Below are 14,592 nucleotides of genomic sequence, written 5' to 3'. Positions count from 1 at the left end.
CTATCTGATGGCCGCGAGCCTTCTCTTTTCTGGTATCCCAGCCGGCGCCGCTGAGTTTAGTGCCTCTTTTAAGGGCACAGATATTCAGGAATTTATTGAGATCGTTGGCCGTAATCTCGAAAAAACCATCATTGTTGATCCCTCGGTTCGTGGCACCATCAATGTCCGGAGTTACGATACCCTGACCGATGAACAGTACTATCAGTTTTTCTTAAACGTACTCGAAGTGTATGGCTTTGCCGTGGTCGAGATGGAAAATGGTGTCGTTAAAGTGGTCCGCGACAAAGATGCCAAAACCTCACCGGTACCTGTGGTCGGTGAAGACGATAGTGTGGTGGGGGATGAAGTTGTCACTCGCGTAGTCGCGGTAAAAAATGTGTCGGTACGTGAGCTATCCCCTTTGTTGCGCCAGCTGATTAACAATGCGGGAGCGGGTAACGTAGTCCACTACGATCCGGCTAATGTGATCATGATTACTGGGCGTGCAGCGGTCGTGAATCGCTTGACCGATATTATCCGTCGTGTGGACCAAGCCGGCGATAAAGAGGTGGAAGTAGTGCGTTTAGATCACGCGTCTGCCGCAGAAATGGTACGGATTGTTGAAGCGTTAAACGAGCGAGACAACGCCAATAATGCCCCCGATCTCCTTAAACCACGCTTTGTCGCTGATGAGCGCTTAAACGCCGTTTTGGTCTCAGGTGAACCTAAAGTACGCGAACGGGTGAAAAAGCTGATCAGACAGCTTGATCAGGAAATGGCGACCACAGGTAACAGCCGAGTCATTTACCTGCGCTATGCCAAAGCGGAAGATGTGGTAGATGTTCTCCAAGGTGTATCAGATAACTTACTGAAAGAAAAAGAAGAGAAGAGTAAACCGGGTGCCCAAAAGCAAGCGGTACAAATTTCTTCGCACCAAGGCACCAACTCGTTGGTGATCACTGCGCCGCCTGATATCCTCAAAACCTTAGAAAGTGTGATCTCTCAGCTGGATATTCGTCGTGCGCAAGTACTGATTGAAGCACTAATCGTAGAGATGTCAGAGTCCGATGGCGCCAATTTAGGTGTGCAGTGGGGCTCGCTTGAAAATGGTGGCATTCAGTTCACCAATACAGGAGTTGGTGTATCGAGTTATCTCGGTGGATTAGAGGCGACCAAAGACAGGACACGTACCGAAACGCGGATCATTGACGGTGAAGAAAAAACTGTTGAAATCAAAGAGTCAGGTGATTACTCCGCGCTCAATGAAGTTTTAGGTGGATTAAATGGTATTGCCGCCGGGGTCATTATGGGGGATTGGACCGCGTTGGTGACTGCGGTAGCCTCGAATAACGAATCCAATATCCTTTCTTCACCCAACCTGATGGTGCTGGATAATCAAGAAGCGTCGTTTATTGTCGGTGAGGAAGTCCCTGTGATTACCGGTTCACGGACCGGTTCGAATAACGATAACCCGTTCCAAACCGTCGAGCGTAAAGATGTGGGTATCAAGCTAAAAGTTACCCCACAAATCAATGAAGGTTCTGCGGTTCTCTTGGATATTGAGCAAGAGGTGTCAAATGTCTTGGGGGCCAGTGGCGCCGTGGATGTGCGCTTTGGTAAACGCCAATTAAACACGTCAGTGATGGTGGGTGATCAGCAAATGATTGTGCTCAGCGGTTTGATTGATGAGCGTACTGTAGAAAGTGAGTCCAAAGTGCCTTTATTGGGAGATATTCCGGTGCTGGGTCATCTGTTCAAATCCACTTCTACGGGGACAGAAAAGAAAAACCTGATGCTGTTTATCAAGCCCACCATTATTCGTACCGGCTTAACCGCAGATGGTGTGACACAGCGTAAATATAATTACATTCGTGCCGAACAACTGCTGCGTGCACAAGATGGGGTCAAATTGATGCCAGATGCGAAAAAGCCTGTGTTGCCTGATTATAAAAGTGATGCGGTGATGCCGGCCGAAGTGCGTGCATTACAAGCGGAGCTGGCAGAATGACGGATCGAACGGTCGCACTCGCGAACGAGCCAGAGAGTAAATGGCAGTTACCGTTTGGTTTTGCGCGTCGTCATGGGGTGTTAATTCAGTCCAATGCGTCGCAGGCTCGGTTATTGTGTTTACCGTCGGTGGCTCCTGAGACCTTGGTTGAAGTGCAACGGTTATGGGGCGCGCGCTTAGTGCCAGAAACCGTGGATGAGGCCTATTTTGAGCAGCAACTGACGGTGCTTTATCAGCGAGACAGCGCGGATGCGCAGCAGCTGATGGCTGACATTGGCGCCGACGCAGACAGTGATGACTTCTTCTCATTGGCCGAAGAGTTGCCGCAGAGCGAGGATTTGCTTGAGTCCGAGGACGATGCCCCCATCATCAAGCTGATCAACGCTATGTTGGGGGAAGCGATCAAAGAGAGCGCCTCTGATATCCATATCGAAACCTTTGAGCATGCCTTGTCGATTCGCTTCCGTGTCGACGGGGTGTTGCGCGAAGTCTTATCGCCGAGCCGAAAGTTAGCCCCCTTGTTGGTGTCACGCGTCAAAGTGATGGCCAAACTCGATATTGCTGAAAAGCGGGTGCCACAAGATGGACGTATCTCGGTACGTATCGGTGGCCGCGCCGTCGATGTGCGGGTATCGACTATGCCGTCCTCTCACGGTGAACGTGTGGTGATGCGTTTGCTCGATAAAAACGCGGTACAACTCGACTTGGCTCAGTTGGGGATGGTGCCTGAGTTGCACGAGAACTTCCGTCATCTTATTCATAAACCGCATGGGATCTTACTGGTCACGGGCCCAACGGGCTCGGGTAAATCGACCACGCTGTATGCGGGCTTACAAACCATTAACAGTGAAGATCGCAATATTCTCACCGTAGAAGATCCGATCGAATTTGATCTCCCTGGTATCGGGCAGACCCAAGTCAACCCTAAGGTCGATATGACCTTTGCGCGGGGGTTGCGTGCCATGCTGCGTCAAGATCCTGACGTGGTGATGGTGGGGGAAATCCGTGACTTAGAAACCGCACAAATCGCGGTGCAAGCCTCACTAACCGGCCACTTGGTGATGTCGACTTTGCACACCAATACTGCCATTGGTGCGGTGACGCGTTTACGCGATATGGGGATCGAGCCCTTTTTGCTCTCCTCATCCTTGCTTGGCGTGCTGGCGCAGCGCTTGGTTCGCACCCTTTGCAGCGATTGCCGCGTTCCTTATCAAGCCGATGCCAGCCAGCAGCAATTGTTTGTGGGAGTGGGACTGGCCCAGCCTGGTGATGCTGTCACCTTGTATAAAGCGGGGGGCTGTTCGCGTTGCCACCACAAAGGCTACAAAGGTCGAACCGGTATTCATGAACTGCTGACGGTCGACGAGAAGGTGCAAGCACTGATTCATCACGATGCGGGTGAGCATGCGATTGAACAAGCGGTGCGCGCACAGAGTCCGAGTATCCGCTACGACGGACTGGCCAAAGTGCTACAAGGGAAAACCACGCTTGAAGAAGTGATGCGAGTCACCAAGGAGACCTGATGGCGGCGTTTGATTACCAAGCTTTAGATGCGCGTGGGCGTAAACGCAAAGGTGTGATTGAAGCTGATACGCCTCGACAGGCACGCCAGCAGCTCCGTGACAAAGGGCTGACGCCATTGGTGGTCAACGCGACCACACGCAAGCGTAGCCAGCAAAAGACCGAGACGTCGCGGCCTTTGTTTTCATCACGTAATCGCGGTATTAGCACCCAAGAGCTGTCGTTGATCACGCGTCAATTGGCGACCTTGATTGAGGCTGCGATACCACTGGAAGAGTGCTTACGGGCGGTGGCGGAGCAAGCCGAGAAGCCGCGTATTGGCAGTATGATGACCAGTGTGCGCGCGCGGGTGATGGAAGGCTATACCCTTGCTGGTGCGCTCGCCGATTATCCGCAAGTGTTTGATGAACTGTACCGTGCCATGATTGCGGCGGGCGAAAAAGCCGGTCATTTGGGCACGGTGCTGGAGCGATTGGCGGACTATGTGGAAAATCGTCAGCGCATTCAATCAACCCTACTACAAGCGATGCTTTATCCCGCCATTTTGACGTTTTTCTCTGTGGTGATTGTCGCCTTTTTGTTGGCGACCGTGGTGCCTGACATCGTTGGCCAGTTTGTGCAAACCGGTCAATCCTTACCCGCGTCGACCCAGTTTCTTCTCAACGCCAGTGATTTTATTACCCAATGGGGAATTTGGGTCGTAGGTGGCCTTGTCTTACTCAGTGCGGGAATACGCACATTGCTGAAGGACAAGCAACGGCGATTGGCGTGGGACAAACAAAAGTTGTCGTTACCGGTCTTGGGGCGCGTTGCACGAGGCCTCAACACATCGCGCTTTGCACGCACACTCGCTATTTGTACTGCCAGTGCGATCCCGCTTTTGGATGGCATGAAGGTCGCCGCACAGGTGATTACCAACCAGTATGTGCGTACCCGAGTGCTCGAGGCCGCGGATAAGGTGCGAGAAGGTGCCAGCTTGCGAGTGGCACTGGATCAATCTGGGCTTTTTCCGCCCATGATGTTGCATATGATTGCCAGCGGTGAACGCAGTGGGGAACTTGAACCCATGCTCACACGGGCGGCGGACAACCAAGATAAAGATTTTGAGGCGCAGGTGAACGTGGCATTAGGTGTGTTTGGGCCGCTGATGATCGTGCTCATGGCAGGTCTGGTGCTCTTTATTGTCGTCGCCACTTTGATGCCAATTATTGCCATGAACAACATGGTGGGGTTGTGATTTTATGATAATAAACAAGGAGAACAAGATGCGTCGTCAACAAGGTTTTACGCTTCTCGAGGTGATGGTCGTGGTGGTCATCATTGGTTTGCTAGCCAGCTTTGTCGCCCCGAACTTATTGGGCAACAAAGATAAAGCAGCAGTGAAAAAGGCGATCGCAGATGTCAGCGCGCTCGAAAATGCGCTGGATATGTACAAACTGGACAATAACCAGTACCCCACCACCGACCAAGGACTTGATGCACTTGTGACCAAGCCACAAAGTGAACCCGTGCCACGTAACTATCCGGCACAAGGTTATATCAAGCGTTTGCCTAAAGACCCTTGGAACAATGACTATCGCTATGTGAGCCCAGGTGAGCATGGTGTGATTGATGTGTTCTCGCTAGGCGCGGATGGGCAAGAAGGCGGTGAAGGGGTCAACCAAGACATTGGTAACTGGAACCTGAACGAGCTGCAATAACATGCGTCAGGCGGCGGGCTTCACGTTACTCGAAATCCTGTTGGTGGTGGTGATTATTGCCGTCAGCGCCTCAGGCGTGGTGATGGTGTGGCCTGAGCCTGTTGACACCCGGACCGAGCAAGCCGGCCAAGCTTTGTATCAGCGCATTAAGTTATGGGCAGAGCAAAGTTGGCTGGAAGGGCAGACTTACGGGGTGCGGATCAACAACCATGATTATCAATTGCTGAAGTTAGGCGAAGAAAACTGGCAAACGGTGAGCAGCGATCGTTGGGCAACCCAAGGGACCTTGCCTGAACAAAGCCGCTTTGCGTTAAGTATGGATGGCTTTGGTTGGCAGCAGCAGGACCGGTTATTTGAAGACAAACCGCTGTTCGAAAACATGTTTGAAGAAGACGGTGAAACCGCTGTGGCGCCCCCTCAGATTTGGCTATTACCGAATGGCGAAATCACTCCCTTTACGCTCACCATCGAAACCGACGGTCGTGCCATGTGGCAATTAAAGGCCAATGAACTGGCGCAATTTCGCTGGCAGCGGGCCGAGGAGGATGGATGATGCCTAAGACCCAACATGGGATGACGTTACTGGAAGTGCTGGTWGCAGTGGCCATTTTTGCGGTTGCCGCGCTCAGTGTGATGAAAGCCACTGGGCAGCATACCCGCTCACTAAGTCGCCTGGAGCAAAAAACCTTGGCGGCGATGGTGGCTGACAATCAGTTGGCTGAGGTAGTGCTGAGCGGCAAGGTGCCGGACAAAGCCACCCAAGGCACCACGGAGATGGCCGGGCAGCGCTGGCAGTGGCAGTTGACGCCGATTGCGACTAACACGGGACCACTGCGAGCGGTGGATCTCGCCGTTGCAGCAGCAGAATCGACAGACAATCCACTGGTAACCGTGAGGACCTATGTCGCCACGCGCTGAAAAGGGGTTTACCTTACTGGAAGTGTTGCTGGCGCTGGTGGTCTTCGCCAGCATTAGCCTGACTGCGTATCAAGTGCTACAGACGGTGCAGCGCAGTGACGAGCAATCGCGCCAAGTGGGAGAAACGTTGCAACAATTACAGCGTGCACTGGTGATCATGGACAGTGATTTTCGCCAAATGGCCGCGCGACGCCAGCGTATGGATGGCCAAGCCCCCAGTGAGCAATTACTAACTGCAGGCAAAGAGGTGCTGGGCGGGGATGCCATGGGCGTGCGCTTTACCCGTACCGGTTGGATTAATCCCCAGTATCGTTTTCCGCGTAGCGAAGTGGTGGCGGTGGGTTATCGCCAGCGAGATGGTAAGTTGGAGCGGTTACGTTGGCGCTATCCGGATCAGGCTGCCGGTGAACAACCGGCGGTGATGACATTGCTGGACGATATTGATGATCTCACCTTCCGCTTTAATGTGAAGGGAAGTTGGCAGAGCAGCTTTGATACCCCTCACGCATTGCCCGATGCCATTCAACTGCGTTTTACCCATCCTCGCTATGGTCAGTTAGTACGGACTTATTTATTGGCCGGGCAAACGCTGCCTGCAGCGCTACAGCGGGAGGCAGAATGAGTCGTCAACGCGGTACAGCGTTATTGGTCGTGATGTTGATTATGGCGTTGATGACAGCGATAGCCGGTAGCATGGCATCGCGGTTATTTACTAATTACAACCGCGCGGAAAATCAGCTTCATTTTCAGCAAGCCTATTGGTACGGCATGGCCGTCGAAGGGCTTGCCGCAGCGGTGCTGCGAGACAGTTTATCTGGCAGTGACACGGTGAATTTAAGTCAAAGTTGGGCCGAGAAAGAGCGCAGCTTTCCGCTAGAAGGTGGCACAGTAAGTGGTCACTTACGAGATGCACAAGCCTGCTTTAATTTGAATAGTTTGCAGCTGCGTGGCGCGACCCTAGGCAGTGCGGTGCCCTATGAAGTGACGGTACTCAGAGCCTTGGTCGGCAGTGGGGTCGATGATGAGTACCAAGCGGATGTGATTGCCCAATCTACGCGAGACTTTGTCGATGAAAACAATCAACTGGATCAGTCGCTCGGGGCCGAAGATGCCCACTATGAGAGTTTACGTCCTCCCTATGTGACGGCGGATGCCGTGCTAGCCGACCGTAGCGAGTGGCGTGCGGTCAAAGGAGTCAATGCACAGGTCTTTCAGCGTTTATCCGCTCAGGTTTGTGCGATTCCCAGTGCGGAGCTGAAAATCAATGTCAATACACTGACGGATAAGCAGGCGCCTTTGCTGGCGGCGCTGTTCACCCCTGCGCTGTCGATAGAACAAGCCAAACAGGTGATTGCACAGCGCCCTGATGCTGGGTGGAAAAATGTCGACGCCTTTATGGCGGTGTTAAACCTGAGTGAATTCGATGACAAAGCCCGTGAGCAGGTGATCCCACATCTCACGGTGACCAGCGAGTTTTTTTTATTACAGGCCGATGTGACCGTGGCGTCTGCCCAACGTCACATTCAGGCGTTATTGCACTATCAAGACGATGGCACCACAACCGTGGTGCGTCGTCGCTTTGGAGGAATGCGTGAGCGAGCGACTGATAATAAGGATCAGTGATGCCAGCCAGCCGATCTTTTGGGCCCAGGTGCGTGTGAGTGACAATCAGGTCACCGCGACCGGTGAATGCGAGCATCTGTCAGCCTTGACGGAGCAAGCACAAACGCGGCGTGTGGTGATCTTAGTGGATAGCACTTGGGTGACCCTCAGGTCGGTGACCTTGCCGCCCGGCTCTCGGCGTCAGCGCGATAAAGTGGTGCCTTACTTACTTGAAGAGGCATTGGCCGATGATGTGGACAGGGTACACGTCAGTATTTTGAGTGTCTCGGGCAGTCTTGCCCACGTGGCGGTGGTAGCACACGACAAAATGCAAGCCTGGCAGCAAGCGCTGGCGGATGCAGATATCCATGCGCGGCAATGGCTACCCGATGTGCTGTGTTTACCGTGGCAAACAAACCATTTGACGGTTGCGCCACTGGGTGAGCAATGGCTGTGTCGGCATCATGACAGTCAAGGTGTGGTGGGATCGCGTGACTGGCTTCGTTTCTGGGCGAACGCGTGGCGAGCTCAACAACAAAAGGCGCTAGAACAGGATCCGGTGGATGCGGATGACGAGGACAAGGCCCCGTCACTCACCTTACATGGATATTGCCCGTCCCATCTTGACCTTGATTGGCCAGTCAGTGGACTGGATGAGGCGGAGGCTAAGTGGCATCCCTGTGACACTGTGATAGGGCTGTTGGCGACACAAAGTCATGCTCTGTCTGCGAACTTGCTAACTGGGCCTTATCGGCCACAAAGCCAGACTAAGCAAACGCTCAAGCCTTTATTACCTGCCGCCTGTTTAGTGTTAGCCATTAGCGCCTTATTGGGCGTTGAACAATGGCTGACGATTCGTGATACCCAACAGCAGGCTGAAGCGCTACGTGCACAGAGCGAGTCTGTCTTTCGCCAGACGTTGCCACAGTATCAGCGCATTCCGACGCAATCGTACATGGTTCGCCAGATGGATGCGGAAATTGCGCGTCTTGAAGGACAGCAGCACAATGCTGCGCTTTTGCCTTGGTTAGCGAAATTAGCGCCGATGCTAGAAAAAACGCCCGGTATTCACCTGCAAGCGTTACGTTATCAAGCAGCACGTGAAGTCTTAGTGATCCGAGCCTCCGGCAGCGATTTTGCCCAGTTTGAGCGACTACGCGGCCTGCTGAGCGAACACTATACGACCGAGCTTGGGCAGCTCAACCGTAATGGTGACAGCGTAAGTGGTGAGTTTACCTTGAGGACCGAATCATGATGAGTCAGTTAAAAGCACGCTGGCAATCGCTCAGTGAACGTGAGCAGCGTTTATTGATGGTGGCTGCACTGGTGATGCTACTCAGTGTCTTGTACTGGGGGATCATTGCGCCGATTCAAGCCGAGGCGAACAATGCGCGAGAAGCGCTTGCTAGTGAGCGACGTTTGCTGAGTGATGTACAGCAAAAGCATCAGCAAATTGTTCAGTTGCGCGCAAAGTCAGGTGCAAGCAGTCGCGCACCAACCAGCAGTAATCAGCCATTAAACCAAGTGGTGGCGGCCAGCGCAGGGGAGTTTAGTGTCACCATTACTCGCTTGCAGCCCGGTGAGGCGAGTGTCCAATTGGGTGTCGAGCCCTTGCCATTTAACCAACTTTTGCGTTGGCTCGACCAACTCGCTCGCTTACATGGTATTCAGGTCGTGCGTCTTGATACGGAAATGACAGATAACGCTGGGGTTGTGAAGGTTAATCGCCTGCAATTAGAACGATAGTCATGAAGAAAAAAATAGTCTTGGGTTTAGCTTGTACGCTGGTTTTTGTACTCAGCGTCGTGATCCACGCACCCGCATCGCTATTGCGTCTGGCCCCCTTGCCGCCTGAACTTAAGGTGGGCGCGATTGAGGGGACAGTGTGGAAAGGACGCATTGCGCAAATACGCTGGCAAGATTACACCGTCGGTCCACTTCGTTGGGATCTTCAAGTACACCGTTTATTTACTGCGGCAACGTTAGAAGCGGATATTCGTCTTCGCAGCTCAGATGGGGTGAAAGGGAAAGCAACCGTGGGCTTTGATGGTCATGCAGTTTCTTTATCCCGTGCGCTGGTGTCAGCACCGGCCCAGTTGCTTGCCAGTTCTGTGGCACTCCCTGCCAATGTGGCGATTGAAGGCCATGTGGATCTGGTATTACGCGATCTGGCCTTTACCGAGGCGGGCTGTCAGCGACTCGATGGTCAGCTGCAGTGGCAACAAGCCGCATTACGCTTGCCAATGGGGCGTTTAGCAGATATCCCAGCCAGTGCCACACTCCGTTGTGAGCAGCAAGGTATTCTCGCCGAAGGCCAAGGCGCGTCTTCCTCGCTGAGTAATAAGTTTTCATTGTCAATCACACCGTCGGGGCGATACTCTGTTTCGGGATGGCTCAAGCCGGAAGCCGCGTTCCCACCGCCAATGAAAGAGCCACTTGCTTGGCTGGGTGCGCCGGATCAACAAGGGCGCTATCGCTTTTCTTTTCGAGGCTAATCAAGCCTGTTAGGCTTATCAGTAAAGGGTGCAAATAGGATATGACGCAGCGAAAACCTCCCCAGATCCTGTCTAAGCAAGTGGTTGCCGCTTCTCGTTTATTTAAGGTGGAATCGCTCGATCTCCAGTTTAGTAACGGCGTAAATCGCACCTATGAACGCATGAAGCCTTCGGGCCGTAATGCGGTCATGATGGTGCCGCTGACCGAACAGGGGGATTTGTTGCTGGTGCGAGAATATGCAGCTGGCACGGAGAGATATGAGCTAGGCTTTCCAAAAGGCTTAATTGATAAAGGGGAAGTGCCAGAGCAGGCAGCGGTGCGTGAACTGAAAGAAGAAATAGGCTTGGGCGCCCGCGAGCTTATTCCACTCAAGGAGGTCGTACTGGCTCCGTCGTACTTCTCAAGCCGTATGACACTGATGTTGGCACGTGATTTGTATCCTGAAACCTTGGAAGGGGATGAACCCGAACCACTTGAGGTGATCCGTTGGCCATTAGCTCAAGCGGAGGAGTTGCTGACCCACGGCGATTTCTGTGAAGCGCGCAGTATCACCGCACTAATGATGGCGCTGAAGTACTTACAATCTGAGAGGTGAGGCATGCCACTGCCTGAGTTGTTGCCCGATGTGATTGAAATTACCCGCGCAGCGGGACAAGTGATTCTCGATATTTACCAAGACGGTGATTTTGAAGAAATTACCAAAAGCGATGAAACCCCCGTCACCAGCGCGGATCTTGCTGCACACAAACTGATCACCGAGAAACTGACGGCGTTAACCCCGGATATTCCGGTGTTATCGGAAGAAGATTGTGGTGTGCCGCTCAGTGATCGTCAGCAATGGCAGCGTTACTGGTTGATTGACCCATTGGATGGCACCCAAGAGTTTATTGCCGGGAGTGGCGATTTTGCCACCATTATTGCGCTGGTGGAAAATAACCATCCGGTGATGGGAGTGGTCTATGCCCCTGTCTCGGGTGTGACTTATTATGCGTGCCAAGAAAAAGGGGCGTGGAAAATTACCCCCGATGGCGAAATGCATCGCATCTCGACAATGAAGCGAGAAGAGGCCATCACCTCACTCTCGATTGCCATTAGCCGCCGTCAAGATATTCATGCCGTGACAGAAAAGCTCGCCCCTGAGATCAACTATGATTTGGTCCCACTAGGGTCCGCAGCATTGAAAGCGTGTTTGGTTGCTGAAGGCGCGGTAGATTGTTATTTGCGTCTAGGTCCGACTGGGGAGTGGGATACGGCAGCCACCCAATGCATTGTCGAACAAGCAGGGGGGCGGATTTTAAGTACCGAGTTGGACCCCTTGTCATATAACGAGCGTGACTCGTTGCAAAACCCCAACTTTATTGTACTGGGTGATGAATCGCTCGCTTGGTCTTCGATATTGCGTGCATCGTAACAGTCGCGCGAAACGGCACCGTCAGGTGCCGTTTTTTGGTAAGAGATAGCGATTGGTACCGCTTAGAACAAGCGATTTAAGCCGTTGAGTGCAGCAACGCGGTACGCTTCGGCCATGGTCGGGTAGTTAAAGGTCGTGTTGACGAAATAGTCGATGGTATTACCGGCGCCTTTTTGCTCAAAAATCGCTTGGCCGATGTGAATGATCTCTGAGGCTCGCTCACCAAAGCAGTGGATCCCCAAAATCTCACGGGTATCGCGATGAAAGAGGATCTTTAAACTGCCAATATCCATCCCGGCAATTTGGGCGCGAGCGAGATGTTTAAATTGAGAACGCCCGACTTCATACGGGACTTTCTCTGCCGTGAGCTCTTGCTCCGTTTTCCCCACAGAACTGATTTCTGGGATGGTATAAATGCCGGTGGGAATATGTTCAATGAGGCGTGCATTGGCATTGCCTTGGCTAATTGCTTCTGCGACGACCCGTCCCTGATCATAGGCCGCGCTGGCCAAACTTGGATAGCCAATCACATCCCCAACCGCATAAATATGGTCAACCTCGGTCGAGTAATTGTCGTCGACGCTCAACTGGCCGCGAGAGTCGGGCGTCAGTCCCACCGCACCAAGATTCAACTTATCTGTGTTACCGGTGCGACCGTTGGCATAGAGCAGGCAGTCGGCTTTCATTTTTTTACCTGAGGCAAGATGGACAATGACCCCGTCATCTGTGCCCTCAATGCGCTCATAGGTTTCATCATTGCGGATCAGGACCCCGCTATTCCAGAAATGGTATGACAGGGCATCGGAAATTTCGTTATCCAAGAATGACAACAAGCGATCACGGGTATTGATTAAGTCGACTTTGACGCCAAGCCCGCGAAAAATAGACGCATATTCGCTACCAATGACACCTGCGCCATAAATAATCACATGGCGCGGATCATGCTTGAGTGACAGAATTGAATCACTGTCGTAAATACGTGCGTGGCTAAAATCGACATCGGCTGGTTGATAAGGGCGTGAGCCGGTCGCAATCACAAAATGATCGGCAGTGTAATGCTCTTTGCTGCCGTCAGGGTGGCGAACGGCTAAAGTATGTGCGTCAACAAATTCCGCCATTCCATGGAGCAGCGTGCACTGATTGCGATCGTAAAAACCCTGACGAAGGCGCGTTTGTTTGCCGATCACGGAATCGGCATGGCTCAGGATTTGAGAGAAGGTGCTGTGAATACTTTTGGTGTTCTGGGTGTAGATCGGGCTTTGATTAAATTCAATAATCCGACTAACGGTGTGGCGCAGTGCTTTGGAAGGAATGGTGCCCCAGTGGGTACAGCCACCACCGACAGTGCTTTCGCGTTCTATCACGGCCACGCGCTTGCCCGCCTTGGTTAGCCCCATTGCCGCGCCTTCGCCGCCTGGGCCACTCCCTATTACGATCGCATCAAAATGATCAACAGGGCGAGGATTCGACTTGCTCATAGGATTCAAACCTTATTTTCATTATTGCAACATCCATTTATGACCAGTTTAACGCTTATTGGCAGTAAGGTTAACTTTCCTGCATGATCTGGACGTTCGCGTGGAAAACGCAAGGCGCTGTTCAAGAGGGTGTTTGGCTGATTTAGGACGTAAAAATGCGTATAGTGTCGCCATGATGACGGCAGGTTGAGTGTGATGGGTATTCGAGCAGAACAAAAAGAAAAGACGCGTCGCTCATTGATTGATGCGGCCTTTAGCCAATTGAGTGCGGAGCGAAGCTTCTCAAGCTTGAGTTTGCGAGAAGTCGCGCGTGAAGCAGGCATTGCGCCAACCTCATTTTATCGCCACTTTAAAGACATGGATGAGTTGGGATTAACCATGGTCGATGAGGGGGGGCTCCTGCTTCGTCAGCTGATGCGTCAAGCCCGTCAGCGTATTGCCGCAGAAGGTAGTGTGGTGCGTACCTCGGTCGAAACCTTTATGGAATTTGTTGAAAGCAGCCCCAACGTTTTTCGCTTGCTGCTTCGCGAACGTTCAGGGACCTCAGCGGCGTTCCGTGCGGCTGTAGCACGAGAAATTCAGCACTTTGTCGCAGAATTGACCGAGTATTTGCAGTCTCGCACGCAGCTCACCTATGAAGAAGCGTACAATCAGGCTGAAGCCTGCGTGATCTTGGTATTCAACTCCGGCGCGGAAGCGTTAGATCTTGATACACATTCACGGGCAGAATTGGCCGAGCGAATGGTGATACAATTGCGCATGATAGCCAAGGGAGCTTACTGGTATCGTAAAGATCGTGAGCGGCGGGCATTACAGAAAAAGCTGTCATAACAGGTGAAAACATGGAACATGAGCAAGTTAAATCTGAGCGTAAATTCTTAGTACTGTCGTTGATCACAGGTATCTGTGGCAGTGCCACTCTCGCCACGCTATTTGTCGGTGGTGTGGCGTTTTCTATTTTCCCCATTCTAGCGTTTGTGCTGGCCGTACATGCTTGTTACCAATTGCATGAACGCCAACCCCTCACTGAAGGCACACCGCTGATCGCGTTTGCGTGTTTCTTAGTGGGTGCGTTTGGGTACTCTGCGTTCATGCGTATGCAAATGCCAGAATTGGGCGGTAACTTCTTCTCGATTTTGGTTGCTATGGTATTGGCGTTTTGGGTGGGTCATAAGCTGGGCTTTTTCAGCCGCAAAGCCAAAAACGATACAGCCTCTGACGTATGAGCCCTGCGCGGCGAATCGCACACTAAAACGAGTGAATAAAAAAGGCGTCGAGAGACGCCTCAGATTGCTGACGAACCCCGCCTTTTTAGGCGGGGTTCTTTTTGATAAGCGGCCGTAGGCCGCGATCGCGATATTTTTTGTTAGAGAGTGGTCGTTACCGACCAACGCCTAAATTGGCGGATAGAAGCCAGTATTTGCCTTATATCCGCCATGTTAAAGCCACATTTTCTTAGATAGCTCACCACTAACGCTA

At 52.4% G+C, this 14,592-nt stretch carries 16 protein-coding genes; 15 read left to right on the top strand and 1 reads right to left on the bottom strand.

Going from position 1 to position 14,592, the window contains the following annotated elements; genetic code table 11:
- Window positions 1–7 precede the first annotated feature (7 nt).
- The 13 genes from gspD to cysQ are packed head-to-tail and all read left to right on the top strand — an operon-like array spanning window position 8 to window position 11,635.
- Window positions 8–1,987, top strand: a complete 1,980-nt coding sequence (gene gspD, locus BZJ18_RS06165) for a type II secretion system secretin GspD (RefSeq protein WP_077455787.1) — start codon at window positions 8–10, stop codon at window positions 1,985–1,987.
- Window positions 1,984–3,510: a type II secretion system ATPase GspE gene (gene gspE, locus BZJ18_RS06160; protein WP_077455745.1), complete on the top strand. Its 1,527-nt coding sequence runs from the start codon at window positions 1,984–1,986 to the stop codon at window positions 3,508–3,510. The genes gspD and gspE overlap by 4 nt, the downstream gene beginning before the upstream one ends.
- On the top strand, window positions 3,510–4,745 hold the full coding sequence (gene gspF / locus BZJ18_RS06155) for a type II secretion system inner membrane protein GspF (protein WP_077455744.1): 1,236 nt from the start codon (window positions 3,510–3,512) through the stop codon (window positions 4,743–4,745). Before gspE ends, gspF begins: the two co-directional genes overlap by 1 nt.
- 4 nt (window positions 4,746–4,749) lie before the next feature.
- Window positions 4,750–5,208: a type II secretion system major pseudopilin GspG gene (gspG, locus tag BZJ18_RS06150; protein ID WP_077455743.1), complete on the top strand. Its 459-nt coding sequence runs from the start codon at window positions 4,750–4,752 to the stop codon at window positions 5,206–5,208.
- 1 nt (window position 5,209) lies between these two features.
- Window positions 5,210–5,761, top strand: a complete 552-nt coding sequence (gspH, locus tag BZJ18_RS06145; protein WP_069591229.1) for a type II secretion system minor pseudopilin GspH — start codon at window positions 5,210–5,212, stop codon at window positions 5,759–5,761.
- Window positions 5,761–6,126, top strand: coding sequence for a type II secretion system minor pseudopilin GspI (gspI, locus tag BZJ18_RS06140; RefSeq protein ID WP_069591266.1), 366 nt, complete (start codon window positions 5,761–5,763; stop codon window positions 6,124–6,126). The genes gspH and gspI overlap by 1 nt, the downstream gene beginning before the upstream one ends.
- The gene (gene gspJ / locus BZJ18_RS06135; RefSeq protein ID WP_077455742.1) at window positions 6,110–6,748 is read left to right on the top strand and encodes a type II secretion system minor pseudopilin GspJ; all 639 of its coding nucleotides are present in this window, start codon (window positions 6,110–6,112) and stop codon (window positions 6,746–6,748) included. Before gspI ends, gspJ begins: the two co-directional genes overlap by 17 nt.
- Window positions 6,745–7,749 (top strand): type II secretion system minor pseudopilin GspK, encoded by a 1,005-nt coding sequence (gene gspK / locus BZJ18_RS06130; RefSeq protein ID WP_077455741.1) that lies wholly within the window; start codon window positions 6,745–6,747, stop codon window positions 7,747–7,749. The genes gspJ and gspK overlap by 4 nt, the downstream gene beginning before the upstream one ends.
- Window positions 7,718–8,983 (top strand): type II secretion system protein GspL, encoded by a 1,266-nt coding sequence (gspL, locus tag BZJ18_RS06125; RefSeq protein ID WP_198532195.1) that lies wholly within the window; start codon window positions 7,718–7,720, stop codon window positions 8,981–8,983. The genes gspK and gspL overlap by 32 nt, the downstream gene beginning before the upstream one ends.
- Window positions 8,980–9,474 (top strand): type II secretion system protein M, encoded by a 495-nt coding sequence (locus BZJ18_RS06120; protein ID WP_077455739.1) that lies wholly within the window; start codon window positions 8,980–8,982, stop codon window positions 9,472–9,474. The genes gspL and BZJ18_RS06120 overlap by 4 nt, the downstream gene beginning before the upstream one ends.
- Before the next feature lie 2 nt (window positions 9,475–9,476).
- Window positions 9,477–10,223, top strand: a complete 747-nt coding sequence (locus BZJ18_RS06115; RefSeq protein WP_077455738.1) for a type II secretion system protein N — start codon at window positions 9,477–9,479, stop codon at window positions 10,221–10,223.
- Window positions 10,224–10,264: 41 nt separating this feature from the next.
- A complete protein-coding gene (nudE, locus tag BZJ18_RS06110) occupies window positions 10,265–10,819 on the top strand; it encodes an ADP compounds hydrolase NudE (RefSeq protein WP_069591222.1) in 555 nt (184 codons plus the stop codon).
- 3 nt (window positions 10,820–10,822) lie between these two features.
- The gene (cysQ, locus tag BZJ18_RS06105) at window positions 10,823–11,635 is read left to right on the top strand and encodes a 3'(2'),5'-bisphosphate nucleotidase CysQ (RefSeq protein ID WP_069591221.1); all 813 of its coding nucleotides are present in this window, start codon (window positions 10,823–10,825) and stop codon (window positions 11,633–11,635) included.
- A gap of 62 nt (window positions 11,636–11,697) precedes the next feature.
- Here the strand turns inward: cysQ and sthA are convergent, their stop codons facing one another.
- Entirely contained in the window at window positions 11,698–13,113 is a 1,416-nt protein-coding gene (gene sthA / locus BZJ18_RS06100; protein ID WP_077455737.1) for a Si-specific NAD(P)(+) transhydrogenase, read from the bottom strand.
- A gap of 195 nt (window positions 13,114–13,308) precedes the next feature.
- Between sthA and fabR the strand changes: the two genes are divergently transcribed.
- Complete coding sequence (gene fabR / locus BZJ18_RS06095) at window positions 13,309–13,944, top strand: HTH-type transcriptional repressor FabR (RefSeq protein WP_069586866.1); 636 nt, start codon at window positions 13,309–13,311, stop codon at window positions 13,942–13,944.
- 11 nt (window positions 13,945–13,955) lie between these two features.
- A complete protein-coding gene (locus BZJ18_RS06090) occupies window positions 13,956–14,339 on the top strand; it encodes a YijD family membrane protein (protein WP_069586865.1) in 384 nt (127 codons plus the stop codon).
- Window positions 14,340–14,592 lie beyond the last annotated feature (253 nt).

Origin of the sequence: Salinivibrio sp. IB872, assembly GCF_001995345.1 — a bacterium.
GTDB lineage: Bacteria > Pseudomonadota > Gammaproteobacteria > Enterobacterales > Vibrionaceae > Salinivibrio > Salinivibrio proteolyticus.
The sequence above is the reverse complement of the archived record's forward strand: the minus strand, read 5'-3'. Positions and strand labels throughout refer to the sequence as shown.